Source organism: Lacrimispora xylanolytica (genome assembly GCF_026723765.1).
Classification (GTDB): domain Bacteria; phylum Bacillota; class Clostridia; order Lachnospirales; family Lachnospiraceae; genus Lacrimispora; species Lacrimispora xylanolytica.
Genome location: NZ_CP113524.1, coordinates 3919178 through 3938701 on the forward strand (window position 1 = coordinate 3919178; position 19524 = coordinate 3938701).

The window sequence follows — 19524 nt, forward strand, 5'->3', positions numbered from 1 at the left end:
CCTCCTTATCCTTCCCGGAAGGAATAGCTTTTCCGTACCAGAATATACACAAAGAACGGTGCACCAATGAGTGCAGTGACAATTCCAATGGGAAGCTCTGAATTGGGAACGGCGATTCTTGCAAAGGTATCCGCCCAAATCATAAAAACGGCACCTCCCACGGTGCAAAGAGGTGTCAGTCTCCGATGGTCAGCACCTGCCACAGCTCTGGTGATATGTGGAATAATAAGTCCAACAAATCCGATAATACCGCAATAGGCTACCAGCACTCCGGTTAATAACGAAGCCGCCACCATATATAGCCTTCGGTACTTTGCCACTGGAATTCCAAGGGTCACCGCTGCTTCATCCCCAAGGAGCAAGGTGTTTAAGGTTCTGTATTGAAATAGAAATCCCACAAAACAAACAATGGTAAGGACAACCGGAAAGAAGATATTCTGCCATTTTGCTCCTGCCAGAGAACCCATGGTCCAGAATTTTACGCTCTGCATTCCCTGGGCATCACCTGCCATAAAGATGATAAAATTGCTGAGGGCATTGCAAAGAGCATTGACTACCGTACCGGATAGCACCAGCTTGGAGCTTGTCATCTTACTTCCCATAGAAGCCAGCATTAACACGCAAAATGCTGCTAACAGTGCGCCTGCGAACCCCCAGAAGGAACTGGCATTGATAGAGAGCCAGCTAAGGGAACCGATGCCAAGCATGATGGAAAAGGTGGCACCTAAGGATGCACCAGATGAAATTCCCAGAATATATGGCTCTGCCAAAGGGTTCTGAACCGCCGCCTGCATTGCCATACCGCAAAGAGAAAGACCGGCTCCCACCGCAGCACCGAGAATCACCCGGGGAAAACGTATTTCCCAAATGATATTAACCTCTGAAAGACGACTTGTGAGAGCTGGATCCATCTGTATTCCAAAAAGCTTATCCAAAAGGATTGCATAGGTATGAGACGGTAATATTTTCATGGAGCCAAATGACATGGACAATACAACGGACAAAAGGAGCACAAATACCATTCCCGCAAGCATCAGCCCGAAAGCCTTACTGCTCCTTTGATTTTCTATGTATGCCTCTGAAATAGGTTGATTCAAAGAGTAGGTCCTCCTTCTATCTTATTAGCTATAACTAACCGTAGATTATTATACGGATTGATGCAGAAAATAGGAATAGAGAATTCTGTAATACCATGGACAATTATTAAATGTATTCCGATAAAAAATATCACCACTCCATCATACATTGACTTCCAAAAACAATGGAGCTATAATAGCTAAAATGTAGATTTATGAAAAAAGGAGGACGTACATGTCTGATTTCCGTACCCAGTTAGCAGAAGAATATGCCAGATTTCCATTGACAATTCAAAAGGCCGCCTCCTTTACAAAGGTGCCGGGACAGGTACCGGCTTCCTATGAAACTACACGGGCAGCCTTTATCTTTCCAGTGAGCGGAAAAGCTGTTATTTCTTTTGATAATCAGACCTTTACAGCCGTACCTGGCAAAGTCATTCACGGCTGTCCTGGTAAAAAACTCACCTTTTATATTGAGGGAGACGAACCATTTTGCCATATTAATCTTTATTATGACCCATTCGATTCCCAGGGCAGGGGCACAGATTTTATTCATTCTGCCTATGAGCTTGAAATTATAAATGGAGCAGAGGTTGATGACTGCCTGGAAGAATTGCTGCGGCTCTCTCACTGCCATGATATCCGTTCCCGGTTCCGTATGAATTTTACGACTCAAAAGCTTTTCGATGCCTTATTCTGTTCTCAGCTTAGTAAACAGGAATCAGAGGAGCTTAATTTTATCAATGAGGCAGCCTTATATATTCGAAATCATTATACAGAGCCTCTGACACTTAAGGAAATCGCCGGGCATTTTGGAAAAAGACCTGAAAACTTTTCTTACTTGTTTCACAAGGTTATGGGCATTCGCCCCATTGATTACCTGATTGAATACCGGCTGGAAACAGCGGCTGGTCTGCTAAATGAAAATGGTTTCAGCGTCCGGCAGGCGGCTGTCTCTGTGGGATATAAGGACGAGTTTTATTTCAGCCGGTTATTTAAAAAGCATATGGGAATTGCTCCTAGTAAAATCAAAAGCGGATGGCAAACAGAAAGGAAGAAATTATGAATTCAGAACATGTAGAAGGAACTCATACTATCATAGAAACCCAGTGGGATGACCGCAAGATTTATATTTATCTACCCCAGGCGTGGAAACAGAACGATAGCAAAACTTACCCAGCCATCCTTGTACAGGATGGGGATCAGGCCATGAAGGCTCTGGTACCAGTGCTCGACGAACTGGAGGCCCTGTGGAAAGAGAATAAAGGCAGGGAATTCATTCTTGTCATGATATGTCCTCTGGACCGACTCTCCGAGTATACCCCGTGGCCAGCCAAAGCCATGGCAACACGTTTTCCTGATTTCAAGGGAAAGGGAGATGAATACCTTAAGTCACTGGAAACAAATCTCCTCCCCTGGCTATTGGAACATTACAGAGTTGATCCCGATAATGTTTCATTGCTTGGTTATTCTCTGGGCGGCTTAATCAATGTATACGCCCTTACCATTCAGGATTGCTGGCGCCATGTGGCTGGAATCTGCAGTTCCTTTTGGTATGATGGCTGGATGTCGTGGCTGGAAGGAAACAGCATTGGAAAAGGGCCAGATTCTATTTACTTACATTATGGTACCAAGGAGGGGAAAGGGAAATCAGGCCCAATGGAACATGCGGCCAGATATGCAGAAGAGACTGGTCAGCTCCTGTCTCAAATGCTTCCAGGTAAGGTCACAGTCTCCAACGATGAAGGAGGACACCATTCCCTGGCTGGTGAGCGTTATCGGAATGGGTTGTTGTGGTTGAATGAGGAAATAGGCAAGTACTAAGATATTAGGATGGTCAAGCGATTCTCTTTGCAATAAAATTGACAGGAATTTATATTACAGCTATGATTACATACTCTGATTGATTCAAGTTTGTAATTATGCTTTGTGCTATTATTACTCTTGTTAGACAAAAAAGGAGACGGGGTTCACCGCCTCTATGATATCCTACTTTTTTGTTAACACCGCTACTATTACCAACACTACCACTACTACAATAACCAGTACTATACCGATTGCTACAATGCTCATTCTATAACCTCCCTTGCTTTTGGTTATATCATACCCCATATTCTACTGAAAGAAAATACCAATCAAGGATAATCCAACAAGCCAAATGAAATAATCCAGAAATTCACTTCCATATAATAGTACCATTTTACTACTAAAAGACAAAAAGAAAAAGCCGAAACCCTTATTACTAAGGGCTCGGCTTTAAATTTTAATTATTCAACGATAGTAGCAACTCTACCTGAACCTACTGTACGTCCACCTTCACGGATAGCGAAACGGAGACCCTGCTCCATAGCTACTGGGTGAATCAGTTCAACAGACATTTCTACGTTATCGCCAGGCATACACATCTCTGTGCCAGCTGGTAAATCACAAACACCAGTAACGTCAGTTGTTCTGAAGTAGAACTGAGGTCTGTAGTTGTTGAAGAAAGGAGTATGACGTCCACCTTCATCTTTTGTTAAAACGTAAACCTGAGCGGTAAATTTCTTATGGCACTTTACAGAACCTGGTTTAACAAGACACTGTCCTCTTTCGATTTCAGTTCTCTGAACACCACGAAGTAATGCACCGATGTTATCACCAGCCTGAGCCTCGTCAAGTAACTTACGGAACATTTCGATTCCAGTTACAACAACTTTACGAGTCTCTTCGTGGATACCAACGATTTCAACTTCATCAGATACGTGTAATGTACCACGCTCTACTCTACCAGTAGCAACGGTACCACGACCTGTGATTGAGAAAACGTCCTCGATTGGCATTAAGAATGGCTTATCTGTTTCACGAACTGGATCTGGAACCCACTCGTCAACTGCTGCCATTAATTCAAGAACCTTGTCGCCCCAAGAGCTTGTAGGATCTTCAAGAGCCTTTAAAGCAGAACCCTGGATGATTGGTGTATCATCGCCTGGGAATTCATACTCGTTTAACAGCTCACGGATTTCCATGTCTACTAATTCAAGTAACTCGGAATCGTCAACCATATCGCACTTGTTCATGAATACAACGATGTAAGGAACGCCTACCTGACGAGAAAGCAGGATGTGCTCTCTTGTCTGAGCCATAACACCATCGGTAGCAGCTACAACTAAGATAGCGCCGTCCATCTGAGCAGCACCAGTGATCATGTTCTTAACGTAGTCAGCATGTCCTGGGCAGTCAACGTGTGCATAATGTCTCTTCTCTGTCTCATACTCAACGTGAGAAGTAGAAATTGTGATACCACGCTCTCTCTCTTCTGGAGCCTTATCGATGTTCTCGAAAGCTACTGCCTGTCCAGTACCTAATCTCTCGTGAAGTGTCTTTGTGATAGCAGCTGTTAAAGTTGTTTTACCGTGGTCAACGTGACCAATGGTACCGATGTTACAATGGGTTTTGTTTCTTTCAAACTTAGCTTTAGCCATTTTATAACGTCCTCCTTAATTTACGCTCTCTTTCGAGCTTTGTTTATATATGTTAGGCTGTTTTTTATTATATGCTATTTGTGCACTATTTTCAAGCCTATTTGACGGGTTCCAGGCCGCCGTGACAGCCTGAAACCCAGTGGAACCAGTTAGGAATTATTTGCCCTTTTTATCTGCAAGAACTTTTTCCTGTACACTCTTTGGAACCGGCTCATATTTCTCAAAGAACATTGAGAAGTTACCGCGTCCCTGTGTTCTGGAACGTAAGTCTGTGGAATAACCGAACATCTCAGAAAGTGGTACGAATGCTTTAACCATCTTTCCGCCGCCGATGTCTTCCATACCTTCGATACGGCCACGACGGGAGTTGATATCACCGATAACATCACCCATGTAGTCCTCAGGCATAGTTACTTCAACCTTCATGATTGGCTCAAGAAGAATGGAGCCGCCCTTGTTCATCGCATCCTTAAACGCCATAGAACCGGCAATGTGGAATGCCATTTCACTGGAATCGACTTCATGGTAAGATCCGTCGTATACAGTAGCCTTAACACCAACTACCGGGAATCCACCAAGAACACCAGACTTAGTTGCCTCTTCGATACCTTCGCCGACAGCTGGGATATATTCTTTAGGAATAGATCCACCAACTACGGTAGACTCGAACTTGAACAGTTCTTCGCCATTGGCATCCATTGGCTCAAAGCGAACCTTACAGTGTCCGTACTGACCACGTCCACCAGACTGCTTTGCATACTTACTATCAACCTCAACGGTCTTAGTAAAGGTTTCCTTGTAAGCTACCTGAGGAGCACCTACGTTTGCTTCTACGTTGAACTCACGAAGCAAACGGTCTACGATGATCTCAAGATGAAGCTCACCCATACCGGAAATGATAACCTGGCCAGTTTCCTGGTTGGTCTTTGCACGGAAGGTAGGATCTTCTTCTGCAAGCTTAGCTAACGCCTCGCCCATCTTGCCCTGACCAGCTTTGGTCTTAGGCTCGATAGCGATATCGATAACTGGCTCTGGGAATTCCATGGACTCAAGAATTACCGGATGCTGCTCGTCACAGATAGTATCACCTGTTGTTGTTACCTTGAAACCAACAGCTGCAGCGATATCACCGGAGTACACTTTGTCTAACTCAGATCTCTTGTTGGCATGCATCTGAAGGATACGGCCTACACGCTCTTTTTTACCTTTTGTTGCATTTAATACATAAGAACCGGAGTTCATGATACCGGAGTAAACACGGAAGAATGCCAGCTTACCAACGAATGGGTCTGTCATAATCTTAAATGCAAGAGCGGAGAAAGGTTCGTCATCAGAGGAATGTCTCTCGATCTCATTGCCGTCTAAATCAACACCCTTAATAGAAGCGATGTCAGTTGGAGCCGGCATATATTCAAGAATCGCATCAAGGAGTCTCTGTACGCCTTTGTTTCTGTATGCGCTACCGCAGCATACAGGAATAGCGGTACAGTTACAAGTTGCTTTTCTTAAAGCTTTCTTTAATTCTGCTGTGGATGGCTCTTCCCCTTCCAGGTATGCCATCATTAAGTCATCATCTAACTCGCAGATTTTTTCTACTAACTCAGCATGGTAAAGCTCGGCATCGTCTTTCATATCCTCTGGGATTTCAACGATATCGATATCATCACCCTTGTCGTCGTTGTAGATATATGCTCTCATCTCGAACAGATCGATGATTCCTTTGAATTCATCTTCTGCGCCGATAGGGAGCTGGATGCAGATAGCGTTCTTACCAAGACGAGTCTTGATCTGCTCTACTGCTCCAAAGAAGTTTGCACCCATGATATCCATCTTGTTGATGAATGCCATACGGGGTACGTTGTAGGTGTCAGCCTGACGCCATACATTTTCGGACTGTGGCTCAACGCCTCCCTTTGCACAGAAAACGCCAACAGCGCCATCAAGTACACGTAAGGAACGTTCTACCTCTACGGTAAAGTCAACGTGTCCTGGAGTATCAATGATGTTGATACGGTGTTCCGGAGCGCCTGGCTTTACTTTGTTGTTCTCATGCATCGTCCAGTGACAAGTAGTAGCAGCAGAAGTAATTGTGATACCTCTTTCCTGCTCCTGCTCCATCCAGTCCATGGTAGCAGTTCCTTCATGTGTGTCACCGATTTTGTAATTTACACCAGTGTAATAGAGGATACGCTCAGTCAATGTAGTTTTACCTGCATCGATATGGGCCATGATACCAATATTTCTGGTTGCTTCCAATGGATATTCTCTTCCAGCCAAAGCTTATTCCTCCTAATTAGAATCTGTAATGAGCAAATGCCTTGTTAGCGTCAGCCATCTTATGCATATCTTCTTTTTTCTTAACGGCTGCACCGGTGTTATTAGCGGCATCTAAAAGCTCATTAGCAAGTCTTTCCTCCTGAGTCTTCTCGCCTCTCTTACGAGAGTACAGAGTAATCCATCTCAGGGCTAATGCCTGTCTTCTCTCCGGTTTAACTTCGATCGGTACCTGATATGTGGCACCACCGATACGTTTTGCCTTTACTTCAAGTACTGGCATAATGTTGTTCATAGCTTCTTCGAATACTTCAACAGCTGGCTTGCCTGTCTTTTCTTCCATACGGCCGAATGCGCCGTAAACGATCTTCTGAGCAACACCTCTCTTACCATCATACATAATGTTGTTGATCAACTTTGTAACAACCTTATTGTTGTATAATGGATCTGCTAATACGTCTCTTTTTTGAGTATGTCCTTTACGTGGCACGTTACTTCCCTCCTTAATATGGCTGGATCTCCTTACTGGATTGTCCAGCTATTCATTAGATCCTAGGTACTCACAAACATTCAAGTTGCGTTCGCGCTCGGTTTCTATATATAATCCTGCAACCTACAGGTTCAATATCTAAAGTCCGGCACTAGAAATTCAAATGTGTGGTTCTAATTATTTTTTGTCTTTCGGTCTCTTCGCACCGTATTTGGAACGAGCCTGTTTTCTGTTAGCTACGCCTGCAGTATCCAGGGTACCTCTAACGATATGATATCTGGTACCTGGTAAGTCTTTTACTCTACCGCCACGAATTAAAACAACGCTATGCTCCTGTAAGTTATGACCCTCACCTGGGATATAGCTTGTTACTTCGATACCGTTAGAAAGACGAACTCTGGCGATCTTTCTAAGAGCTGAGTTAGGCTTTTTAGGTGTAGCAGTTTTAACTGCGGTACAAACGCCTCTCTTCTGGGGAGCGGAAATATCAGTAGCCTTCTTCTGTAAAGAGTTGTAACCCTTCTGAAGAGCGGGTGCTGTAGATTTCTTTTCGCTTGTCTGTCTTCCCTTTCTTACTAACTGGTTAAATGTGGGCATTCCATTCACCTCCTGTGATATTGTCTGTGGTTGCTGTTATCTTCAGCTTAATTTACGCACAAAAACATGACGCGTTTATGCACGCCTAATTATTATATACATATAGTTTTTTTTTGTCAAGGTTTTCTTTTTCGTGAAATACAGGCCAAAAACAAGGCTGCAGCAAAGGTTTCTGCCGCAGCCATATCAATTTTATTTTATTGATCTTTCAATTCTTTCAGCTTTTCGTTGATCACGCCATCCATTTCCTCCGCGTACTGATCTACCGTCAGCTTACCTGCCAATACATCCACCAGCTTATCACGAAGATCTCCCTGTACCCCTCCGGTCAGTGCCTGGTATCCCCACTCTGCTCCAGGACGGGTAGATGTAGCAGCCAGCTCTTTGGAAAAAATATCAAAAAATTCTTTGCCGTATGCATAGTTCAAGCTTTCATTTCCCTTTACCTGAGATAAGTAGCTGTTCTCCTCGCAGTACCTTGCATTGTTTTCCGGCTTAGAGATCCATTCAATAAATTCTGCTGCTTCTTTTTCTACTCCGGTATTCTGGAATGCTGCCAGGTACTTTCCTCCTGGTACGGATGAGCGTGTGGCTTCTTTTGGTAAGTAAGTAACTCCCCACTCAAAATCAGTGATCTGATCTTTATAATTAGCAATCATCCAGCTTCCGGAAAAATGCATGGCAACCTGTCCGGTGCGGAATAGGTTGTTGGGATTTTCTGATCCAAGCCACACAGAAGAAGGGATAATGCCTTCATCGTTTAAATCCTTAAAGAACTGTATGGCATGTTTGTTTTCCGCCGTATTAAAATCGCTCTCATTCAGCTCAGGATTTAAAAGGCCGCCGCCTGACTGATAAAGAAGGGTGGTAAATCTTTGAGGAGACTTATCATAAACGAGGCCGTATTTGCAGCCGCCCTTTTCCATTACGGTTTTCATGGCTTCCTTCCACTCTTCCCAGGTCCATACCTCGTCCTCAGATTGAGGAACAGAAACGCCTGCCTTATCAAAGGCTGTTTTATTATAAATGAGTCCGTTGGCAGTTACATCCATAGGCGCTGCCAGAACCTTATCATCAAAGACGAATTTAAGCCCTTCCCCAAAGCTGTTTACAAATTCATCTTTATTGGATACGTACTCTCCGAGATCCACAAGCTGATTTTGGAACGGTCCTAAATTAGTAAGCCTTGCAATGGCAGGCGCTTCCTTTCCATTGATCATATTTTTGATCTTGCTCTCTAAATCAGAATACGGAACCTCAATCAGATTGATCTTGATGTCCGGATGCTCCTTCATGTATCCGTCCGCCAGCTTTAGAAAGGATTCCCCTTCTTTTCCGTCGCTGAACCATACCACATCAAGCTTCTTTTCTTTGCTGTCCGCCTGTTTTCCCCCGCCGGAACAACCCACAAGGGTCGAAAGCGCCAGCATCCCCATAAGCAACCATGATACTGTTTTTTTCATAAATACCTCTCCTTTTTAGTTGGTAACCTCATTTTATCATTCGCCTCACAGAAAAAATTTCATATATCAGACAGGAAATCATTCTTTTTTGCTCTTTTTTGACTGGGCATATTTTTTTGGTGTAATCCCCGTCATTTTCTTAAATACAGCAATAAAATGGCTGTCACTGTTATAGGAAAGCTTTACCGCCACATCCGTGACTGAGTGCCCTTCCTTTAATAGTGCTTTCGCTGCAATGATCTTTTGATTGGCCACATACTGGGTCAAAGTAAAACCTGTCTCCTTTTTGAAATAATGGCTTAAATAATACCGGTTCATATAAAATCTGCGTGAGATTTCATGAAGATCCAGCCGTTCTTCCACATGAGACGCAATGTACTTTTTTAACTGCTCGATTCTTTCCCGGTAAAGCACCGGGTCCTTAAACTCCTGATCTTCATAGGTGGAATCAAAGCCCAGGGTCGTTTTATGCTTTTCCTTTTCCATAAAGAACTGATACATTTCATTGACAGAAACCATGAGTTCCAGAATGGACAGCTTGATTCTCACACTGTTTTCAATGCTGCCTCTGTTTTCGGAATGAATGTTCTGCTCTATTTTTTCAAACAGCTTTTCCACCTTTAAAAGATTCTCTCCGCTTACATGAAGGCGATGGAGAAATGGATCAGGGCGATGTTCGAAAAACATGGTGAAATCATAATGGAATGCTTCCTCTAAGTGTAACAAAAGCTCAGGCTCGAACATGAGAACATATCGGTGATACGTCTTTCCTTCTCCGCCGCTGGTGCGGTGATACTCTTTGTTATTAATCAGAAACAGATCCCCTGATCTGGCATGGTAGGTGCGATTGCCGATCTCCATCAAAGCTCCGTCTGTGAGAAACAATATGATTTCATACTGGTTGTGAAAATGGAACCCCTGCATGGCCCAATTTTCAGAGCCTCCATGAAAATAATATAGTGAGTCAAATTCTTCAAAAAATACGCGTTCTTTCATCTTCACAACCAGTCCTTTCTAATGCCAGTAAGGAAGCATTGCTTCTTGCAGTACCAAAATCATAAGCGCCTGTCCATAGGTCATGGGACAGCATGGAATCGTTTTGTAGAACTCACCGTCTAAACCAATGGGAGTGCCGTAAGAAACATTTTGAACGGTTCCATCCTTTTCGATGTAATCCATGAGATGCTTCGTTCCAAGTTCAATCAGCTCCTGGTATTCTTCTCTTTTTAAAATACCCAGCCTTACTCCCTTCATAATACCATAAAGGAAGGCTGCACTGCAGGATAATTCTAAATAGGAAGATTCATCATTTATAATGGTATGCCACAAGCCGTTTTCAGGGTCTGCGTATCTCTTCAGTGCTTTCACCTGATTTTCATAAACACTTAAGAAATACCGTTTTATCCCTTCATCGAGGTCAATGTCTTCTAAAAGCTCCATAATAACAATGGTGTACCAGCAGTTTCCTCTTCCCCACAGTACCTTTCCATAATTGTCATTTCTCTGAAAGTTAAAGCCATGGTAAAACAGCCCTTCTTCTTTATTTAACAGATATTTGATGTGAGAGAGAATCTGATAGTTGGCTTCGTCCAGATAATCCTTTCTCTCAAGAAGCTTTCCAGCTCTGGTAAGAAAGAGAACTGTCATGAAAAGGGTGTCAATGAGGATCTCATGATCATTGGCACTTCCCGTGATCATATGCTGAAAGCATCCATCTCCGGTACGAATCAGTTTTTTATCCTTCATGATCCAGTCAGACCAGTCCTTAATGAACGCAAGGTATTCCGGCTTTCTTGTTTTTTCGTAGAGATAGGTCAGGGTAAGCATGGGAGAGGTGGTATTAACATTTCTCTCTAATATGCCCTCCTTGATGCGGCTGTCGTACCAGTTTTCTATATAATCCAGAATTTCTTTTTTCTGGCTGACCTCATAGTATTTATAAAGTCCGAAAATCCCGACTCCCTGGGGCCATTCCCAGCAGTTAAAATCAATGAGGCTGATAGGATAAACTTCCTTCATCCCGTTATTTTTAAGAGCCATCATTTTTTCCGAAACCAGGTTCAGTTTCTCTTCCATGGTTTTTATATCAATCAATTTACTCTCTCCTTCCATGTGATTCTGCCTTCTACGGTTTCCGGATACTGATAGACAGGAACTCCATTCACCTTTAATATGTTTTCCATGTCAAGAAGATATTCTCTTCCTGTCTCATCCTTAACCCGAGTACTCTCCCCGTCCATGGTGATTGTTACGTTTCTAAATGCAGCTAAGACTTCTTCCAGACTTCCGTATTCCTTTATGCTTCCTACCCGGACCACCCAGACATTATCCCGTCCCTGACTGATAAACTCTCTGAACTGATTAGGGCCCTGCTCCTGTATGGTAAGTCCATTTAAGGCTTTTACTGCCACATACGCTCCGTCCTTTTCCAGTACCAGAATTCCGTCCTCGCCCTGATATCTGGAAAATGAATTGATTGGGATATAGGCATGAGTATAACCAATCCGCTCTTCTTCTCCAATGTGGTACCTTAGGACTGCCGTATTCTCATATTGAGCCCCAAGGGGAAGAACGCCGTTGCCTGCCCAGAAATTAGGTCTTCCGCTTCCATATGGAAAGGACTCTCCAGGGTGATTGATAAAGAGCTGGGCAGTTTCATCTAAGGTAGCCTGCAAAATGTGCTCCTGATATCCTTTTTGAAATGGTTTAAAGCCAATGGCAGTGGATAAAAGAACTTTGCTGTTCTTATATAGATAGAGATTTACGTGGTTTTCAAATCCCTGTGTATTCTGAAAAATCATTTCCTCCTCTTCCTCAAGTGTCAGGTACTTTTGGTACTCCTTTGGAGGCTGATACTCTCCAAGCACCAATGGGAGGTATCCGATGCAGGCTCTGTTTAAATAACCTGCATTGTATGCAACATAGAGCAGTGATGTGGTGCCTGCATTGTAATTTCCCTTCATCTCTTTTTCGTAGCTGCGGCCAAAGCTTGTCATAACAGCTCCCTTATGAGCATTGACTGCCAGGGAATAAAAGATCATGTTTAATGCTTTTTCTGCCTTCTGATGAAGGGGGTCTTTCTCATCCGTCAGATTATAAAGGGTACCAATTCCCAATACATCAACTGGGATATAGGCGTTGGAATTCCACTCCGTAATAAATTCCCGGAAAAAGTCATCAAACCAGTGGTGGAGGAGCTCTTCTCCCCGGGCCTTAACCTCAGTCCCTACACGTCCGCTGTTGGTAAAGGTCCTGTCAGGAAGGTAGGTGCCTGCCAGGTACTGGCAGCAATGGAACAAGAGTGCATGGTTTTCGCTGAAGAACCACATCACATCATCTCCCGGCTCATCGATCCAGTAGCGGTAATTTATCATGGCCTCTTCGAGAGCATCTTTTAAGGTATCTGAAATCCGGTTGTAAAAGGTGCGGTAGATATAGATCATAATGATGAAATGAAAATCAGAGCAGTCCTTTCTGTTTCTCACTCCTAAAAGCTCCTCTAAAAGAATATCTTCCGCCCGTTTATATTCCCTCTCCCTCTGAAACAGGGCGGCTGCCTTGTAGGTGTTTTCTGGGGCGAACCGGATGATTGCATCAAGAGCCAGCTTCTTTCGAACGTTTCTGTCCTCGTTGTTGCTTTCTAAGAATTCTTTTCTGACCAGCTGATTTCCGATTTTTCTTTTTATAACAATTCCCTGGTAAGTAAGAACTGCTGTAAAATAATAATAGCCTGGTGATATTTCATCTGTATGAAAGAGTACCAGTCCCTTTTGCTCCGCCTCCATGGTATAATTTCTGATTTTTATAAGCTTCCAGGATTGTTCCATTTTTTCAATGAATTCTCCCGGAGTTACCATAATTTCCAGATTAAGAGGCTGGTTAAAAGGATTGTTAAGATTCATTTTTATAGTTTCGCTGAAATAAGCTTCTTTGTCAAAGCACATCCCATGTAACATCTGTTCCATTTGATTTAAGGTATCTTCCTCCACCTGGTCATCTGCCGGAATCAGTATCTTTAAATCCGCTTCTCCCAAGCGCTTCATACGAAAATAGTAATCTGTATCACGTTCCGCCAGATCATCGAGGCAGACCACAATTGGATTCATGCCTTTTAAAAGGGGAATGGATACGACTGTTTTCTTAACCAGATTTCTGGTAAACGGGGTGAAATCTGTGATCAGCTGCCCATTGGCCCAGAGAGTTAAGCCGCCACAGGTCTCCAGTTCAAAATCCACGATGCCCTCTTCTTCTGACTGAAGTATGGTATATCCATACATCCTTAAATAAGTAGGCTGATAATAAAAGCCGGACCCGTCAATGCCTGGATTTCCAAAAGGGAAATATTGCTTTACCAGCTTTTCCTCTCCAAATACATGTAACGTTCCACCATTGGTGATATGGGTAAAATCAGGACATTGTGGTATTTCGCCTTTTCTCTGTTCAATAAATTCTTTCCTGCAGGGATTTTCATGAATGGCAAATCCCTTTTTCAACCACTCATTGACCCTTCCGCTTAAGGTAGACCTGGTGAATTGCCGGATTTGCGTATGAACCTCACTGATTAGAAAGCGATTGACAAATCCTTCCGCAAACAGCGGATACTCCAAGTATTTCATGTCTTCTTTCCTCCTGTTTACTCTTTGACTCCTCCGGCAGTCATGCCGCCGATAATATAGCTTTGCAGTGTTACGAACACAATAATTACCGGAATCATGGAAATGACGGACATCGCCAATAAGCTGTTCCAGTCTACCGAGTATTCACCGGAATAATTAGCCAGTGCCAGCTGTATGGTGTATCGTTCCTTACTGTTGATAACCAGCTTCGGCCAAAGATAATCGTTCCATCTCCACATAAAAGAAAAGATACAAAGAACAGAGATAACCGGCCTGGCAAGAGGCAGCATGATCCGCATTAAGATACTCCCTTCCGACGCTCCGTCGATTCTGGCGGCTTCCATATAAGCATCTGGAATTCCGACGTAATACTGTCTCACCAGAAAGACCGCTGTAGGCGAAGCTACGGCCGGAATGATCAGTCCCCATAAGCTGTTATAAAGATTGGTTGCCACAATCACCTTGAAAATAGGGATCATGATGACCTCCAAAGGAATCATCAAGGTAGCCAGTACAACACCAAAGAGAATCTTATCTCCTTTAAAACGGTATTTCGCAAAGGCATATCCGGACATCACATTGACCACTATCGTTAAAAATGTAGCCACAAGGCTGGTAAATACCGTATTAAAAAAGTAGATTCCAAAATGTCCTTCTTCCAAAGCCCTTTGATAGTTGGAAAAAGTTGGATTCTTTCCAATGAAACTGGGGGGCCAGGAGAATAATTCACCAGTGCTTTTAAAGGAAGAACCAATGACCCAGAGTATGGGCATCAGGAATATAAAGGTGAGGATAAGAAGAATGATCCATGCACCACCTGCAAATAAGTATTTTTTACGATTAGTCTGCATCCTGCTCCCCTCCCCTATTTGCTTTAAATTGCACCACCGTGAACATGGCTAACAGAACAAAGAGTATCATGGTCATGGCACTGGCGTAGCCCATCTGATTTTTTTCAAATCCTGTTTCCTGTATGGTCTGTACCATGAACTTGGTAGCCCCTGCCGGGCCGCCCTGAGTCAGCGCATATACCAATGGATAGGTTTTAATAATAGTAACCGTGGATAATACAAGGACCAAAAGACTGGTAGGCTTTAAAAGCGGCAGTGTAATATAGCGGAACTGATGAAAGAATCCGGCACCATCTATTCTTGCGGCCTCATAATAAGTCTCAGATATGGCCTTAATACCGGAAATGAACATGACCATATAATAGCCTGACATACTCCACGCGGTGACGAAGATCACAACCCCCATGGCATAATTCTGATCCGTCAGCCATTTCACCGGTGATCTTCCCATGGCGGTCAGAAGATAATTGATGACACCAAATTCTTCCCCCAAAAGAAATCTCCAGGTGAGTCCCACGATAATACTGGAAATCATGGTGGGCCAGTAAAAGACTGCCCGGAAAAAATCATTCCCCTTTCGCGCACCTGTCAGCAGCAAGGCAAGTCCCATGGCTGAAACATAAACCAGGGGAACCGAGACTGCAGTAAAAAATACCGTGCGGAGAAAAGAATCCCAAAATCCCCGATCTGAAAAAAGCTTTATATAATTATTGATCCCCACAAATTTCTGGGGATTTACTCCATCCCACTTTGTCAACGATATCCATAGCCCATTTACAGCTGGAAAGAATAGAAACAGGCCAAATATGATTAAAGTAGGAGCAAGCAGCAGATAAGGAAACACATTCCGCTCAAACTTCCTCATTGGTTCTACCTCCTTTTTTATGATTATAGCATGAAAAAAAGAGTAAAAATCCAGTTTTGTTATGCAAATATTACATAATATTGTCTTTTCCTAAGAAGTCTCCTAATATGCAAAAAACGCCCTGACGGCCAAAGCCAGTCAGGGCGTTTCACTTCTTACTCTTCTATATCGTCTTCACTGATGGATAAAATCTCATCTGCTTCTTCGAAACGGTCATCGGTTAATAAGATCTCGTCATCTTCTGATAACAGAATCTCATCATCCTCTTCCAGTTCCGCATCTGTACTTAAGTTGATGGTACGGTAACGCTTCATACCAGTACCAGCCGGAATCGGCTTACCGATAATAACGTTTTCCTTAAGACCGATCAAGTGGTCAACCTTACCGTTAATAGCGGCTTCGGTCAGAACCTTTGTGGTCTCCTGGAAGGAAGCAGCTGACAGGAAGGAATCAGTTGCAAGAGATGCCTTGGTAATACCAAGCATAACCTGCTTTCCATCTGCCGGCTCTTTGCCTTCTGCAAGGAGTGCATCATTTAAGTCATTATAATCAAGAACGTCCATAGAGGTTCCTGGAAGGACATCGCTGTCTCCGCTCTCCTCGATTTTGATCTTTTTAAGCATCTGTCTTACGATCATCTCTACGTGCTTATCATTGATTTCTACACCCTGGAGACGGTACACACGCTGTACCTCCTGGATCATATAATCCTGTACGGCACGAACGCCTTTGATCTTTAAGATATCGTGTGGATTCACACTACCTTCCGTAAGCTCATCACCAGCCTCAAGCACCTGGCCGTCAGCAACCTTGATTCTGGAACCGTAAGGAATCAGATAGGTCTTGGAATTGCCGGTTTCATTCTCGGTAATGATAATCTCACGTTTTTTCTTGGTATCCTTAATGGCAACCACTCCGCCGAACTCAGCGATGATAGCAAGACCTTTCGGCTTTCTTGCCTCAAAAAGCTCCTCGACACGGGGAAGACCCTGTGTGATATCGCCACCCGCAACACCTCCGGTATGGAAGGTACGCATGGTAAGCTGTGTTCCAGGCTCACCGATGGACTGAGCTGCAATGATTCCGACTGCTTCACCAACCTGTACCGGCTGACCAGTAGCCATGTTGGCTCCGTAACATTTCGCACAAACTCCCTGATGGGATTTGCAGGTAAGGACGTTACGGATCTTAATGGAATTACGGCCCATCTTATCTAACACCTTCATAACTGCGGAAGCACGTTTTGGAGTACACATATGGTTCTCTTTTACAATGACCTCTCCAGTATCAGGATCTGTAATGGTTTCTGCAATAAATCTTCCGGTGATACGTTCTTCCAGGCCCTCAATGGTTTCCTGGCCGTCTGTAAACGCCTTGATCTCCATAAATGGAATGTCTTTTCCTTCGCAGCAGTCGATCTCACGGATAATCATATCCTGAGATACGTCTACCAGACGTCTGGTCAAGTAACCAGAGTCGGCGGTACGAAGAGCGGTATCGGAAAGTCCTTTACGAGCTCCATGAGCGGAGATAAAGTACTCCAATACGTCAAGACCCTCACGGAAGTTGGACTTGATAGGAAGTTCGATGGTATGACCAGTTGTATCGGCCATAAGTCCACGCATACCTGCAAGCTGCTTGATCTGCTTATCAGAACCTCGGGCTCCGGAGTCAGCCATCATATAGATGTTGTTGTACTTATCAAGCCCTGTAAGCAGGTCATGAGTCAGCTGATCATCGGTCACCTTCCAGGTGTCAATAACTTCTTTATAACGCTCTTCCTCTGTGATAAGACCACGGCGGAAGTTTTTAGCAATCTGGTCAACCGTTGCCTGAGCCTCTGCGATCAGCTTTGGCTTGCTTTCCGGCACGGTCATATCGGAAATGGAAACCGTCATGGCAGCTTTGGTTGAATATCTATAACCAATGGCTTTAATGTCATCTAAGGTCTCTGCAGTCTGAACAGCTCCGTGAACGTTAATAACCTTTTCAAGAATCTGCTTACACTGCTTCTTACCTACATGGAAATCGACTTCCATTAAAAGCTCGTTGCCTGGAATGGAACGGTCTACGAAACCAAGATCCTGAGGAACGATCTCATTGAAGATGAAACGTCCTACGGTGGATTCTACCACTCCGCTCTTCATGGTACCATCAGGCATTCTCTTTGTAACTCTTGCCTTGATTCTGGAATGAAGGGTAACTGCCTGGTTCTCGTAAGCGAGAATGGCTTCGTTTACACTTCTAAATACCATTCCTTCTCCCTTAGCACCAGGACGTTCCTGGGTCAGGTAGTAGATACCAAGAACCATATCCTGAGACGGAACGGCAACAGGGCCACCGTCGGAAGGCTTAAGAAGGTTGTTTGGTGATAACAGAAGGAAACGGCATTCTGCCTGAGCCTCTACGGAAAGTGGCAGATGAACCGCCATCTGGTCACCGTCGAAGTCGGCGTTAAACGCGGTACATACCAGTGGATGAAGCTTGATTGCCTTACCTTCGACGAGGATTGGCTCGAAAGCCTGGATACCCAGTCTATGAAGGGTAGGCGCACGGTTTAACATAACCGGATGCTCTTTGATAACATCTTCCAGTACGTCCCAGACTTCTGTCTGAAGGCGCTCAACCATCTTCTTTGCATTCTTTATATTATGTGCAGTTCCATTAGAAACCAGCTCTTTCATAACGAAAGGCTTGAATAACTCGATAGCCATCTCTTTTGGAAGACCGCACTGGTAAATCTTAAGTTCAGGACCAACGACGATAACAGAACGTCCGGAATAGTCAACACGCTTTCCAAGTAGGTTCTGACGGAATCGTCCCTGCTTACCCTTTAACATATCAGAGAGGGATTTTAATGCACGGTTTCCAGGTCCGGTTACCGGTCTTCCTCTTCTGCCGTTGTCGATTAAGGCATCAACGGCTTCCTGAAGCATACGCTTTTCGTTACGAACAATGATGTCAGGAGCGCCAAGCTCTAACAGACGGGCAAGACGGTTGTTACGGTTGATGATTCTTCTGTAAAGGTCATTTAAGTCAGAGGTAGCAAAACGTCCACCGTCTAACTGAACCATCGGACGGATATCCGGTGGGATAACCGGTACCACGGTCATGATCATCCACTCTGGTAAGTTGCCGGAGTTTCTGAAGGCTTCTACCACTTCCAGACGCTTGATAATTCTTGCACGCTTCTGTCCTGTAGCTTCCTTTAATCCTTTTTTCAGCTCCTCAGAGTCTTTTTCAAGGTCAATGGATCGTAACAGTTCCAGAATGGCTTCTGCACCCATTCCTACACGGAATGCGCCATGGCCGTATTTCTCTGTCTCTTCACGGTATTCCTTCTCAGACAAGACCTGCTTATACTGGAGACCGGTGTTGCCGGCATCCAGTACCACGTAAGATGCGAAATAGAGCACCTTCTCTAAGGTTCTTGGAGAAATGTCCAGAATGAGACCCATACGGCTTGGTATTCCCTTGAAATACCAGATATGGGAAACAGGGGCAGCAAGCTGGATATGGCCCATACGCTCTCTACGAACGCTGGCTTTCGTTACTTCCACGCCGCATCGGTCGCAGATAACGCCTTTATACCGAATTTTTTTATATTTACCGCAATGACATTCCCAGTCCTTGCTCGGTCCAAAGATTCGTTCACAGAACAAACCGTCCTTTTCCGGCTTTAAGGTTCTGTAGTTGATGGTCTCCGGCTTTTTTACCTCGCCGTGGGACCAATCCAGAATCTTTTCCGGAGAAGCCAGACCGATTTTTATGGCGTCAAACGTCATTGGGTGGTAAGTTTCATTGTTTTCAGGCATGAGCGGTTCTCCCTTC

Annotated in this window: 14 protein-coding genes; 2 read left to right on the forward strand and 12 right to left on the reverse strand. The window is 44.0% G+C overall.

Annotation, left to right across the window (positions count from 1 at the left end):
• Positions 1-5: 5 nt before the first annotated feature.
• Positions 6-1097, reverse strand: coding sequence for a FecCD family ABC transporter permease (locus OW255_RS18235; protein ID WP_024834859.1), 1092 nt, complete (start codon positions 1095-1097; stop codon positions 6-8).
• Between the two features lie 214 nt (positions 1098-1311).
• Between OW255_RS18235 and OW255_RS18240 the strand changes: the two genes are divergently transcribed.
• Positions 1312-2142, forward strand: coding sequence for a helix-turn-helix domain-containing protein (locus OW255_RS18240; RefSeq protein ID WP_268114897.1), 831 nt, complete (start codon positions 1312-1314; stop codon positions 2140-2142).
• Positions 2139-2900: an alpha/beta hydrolase gene (locus OW255_RS18245; protein ID WP_268114898.1), complete on the forward strand. Its 762-nt coding sequence runs from the start codon at positions 2139-2141 to the stop codon at positions 2898-2900. Before OW255_RS18240 ends, OW255_RS18245 begins: the two co-directional genes overlap by 4 nt.
• A gap of 443 nt (positions 2901-3343) precedes the next feature.
• Here OW255_RS18245 and tuf read toward each other — a convergent pair whose 3' ends face one another.
• The 11 genes from tuf to rpoC form a co-directional block, all read right to left on the reverse strand.
• On the reverse strand, positions 3344-4537 hold the full coding sequence (gene tuf / locus OW255_RS18250; RefSeq protein WP_024834856.1) for an elongation factor Tu: 1194 nt from the start codon (positions 4535-4537) through the stop codon (positions 3344-3346).
• Between the two features lie 156 nt (positions 4538-4693).
• The gene (fusA, locus tag OW255_RS18255) at positions 4694-6814 is read right to left on the reverse strand and encodes an elongation factor G (protein ID WP_268114899.1); all 2121 of its coding nucleotides are present in this window, start codon (positions 6812-6814) and stop codon (positions 4694-4696) included.
• Positions 6815-6830: 16 nt separating this feature from the next.
• Positions 6831-7301: a 30S ribosomal protein S7 gene (gene rpsG / locus OW255_RS18260; protein ID WP_024834854.1), complete on the reverse strand. Its 471-nt coding sequence runs from the start codon at positions 7299-7301 to the stop codon at positions 6831-6833.
• Between the two features lie 177 nt (positions 7302-7478).
• Positions 7479-7898: a 30S ribosomal protein S12 gene (gene rpsL, locus OW255_RS18265; protein ID WP_024834853.1), complete on the reverse strand. Its 420-nt coding sequence runs from the start codon at positions 7896-7898 to the stop codon at positions 7479-7481.
• 197 nt (positions 7899-8095) lie between these two features.
• On the reverse strand, positions 8096-9361 hold the full coding sequence (locus OW255_RS18270) for an ABC transporter substrate-binding protein (protein ID WP_268114900.1): 1266 nt from the start codon (positions 9359-9361) through the stop codon (positions 8096-8098).
• A 78-nt stretch (positions 9362-9439) separates the two neighbouring features.
• Complete coding sequence (locus tag OW255_RS18275; protein WP_268114901.1) at positions 9440-10357, reverse strand: AraC family transcriptional regulator; 918 nt, start codon at positions 10355-10357, stop codon at positions 9440-9442.
• Between the two features lie 18 nt (positions 10358-10375).
• Positions 10376-11455: a glycoside hydrolase family 88/105 protein gene (locus OW255_RS18280; protein ID WP_268114903.1), complete on the reverse strand. Its 1080-nt coding sequence runs from the start codon at positions 11453-11455 to the stop codon at positions 10376-10378.
• Complete coding sequence (locus tag OW255_RS18285; protein ID WP_268114904.1) at positions 11452-13977, reverse strand: hypothetical protein; 2526 nt, start codon at positions 13975-13977, stop codon at positions 11452-11454. The genes OW255_RS18280 and OW255_RS18285 overlap by 4 nt, the downstream gene beginning before the upstream one ends.
• A 17-nt stretch (positions 13978-13994) precedes the next feature.
• Complete coding sequence (locus OW255_RS18290) at positions 13995-14828, reverse strand: carbohydrate ABC transporter permease (protein WP_024834848.1); 834 nt, start codon at positions 14826-14828, stop codon at positions 13995-13997.
• Complete coding sequence (locus OW255_RS18295) at positions 14818-15693, reverse strand: carbohydrate ABC transporter permease (protein WP_268114905.1); 876 nt, start codon at positions 15691-15693, stop codon at positions 14818-14820. The genes OW255_RS18290 and OW255_RS18295 overlap by 11 nt, the downstream gene beginning before the upstream one ends.
• 155 nt (positions 15694-15848) lie before the next feature.
• Positions 15849-19508: a DNA-directed RNA polymerase subunit beta' gene (rpoC, locus tag OW255_RS18300; RefSeq protein ID WP_024834846.1), complete on the reverse strand. Its 3660-nt coding sequence runs from the start codon at positions 19506-19508 to the stop codon at positions 15849-15851.
• Positions 19509-19524 lie beyond the last annotated feature (16 nt).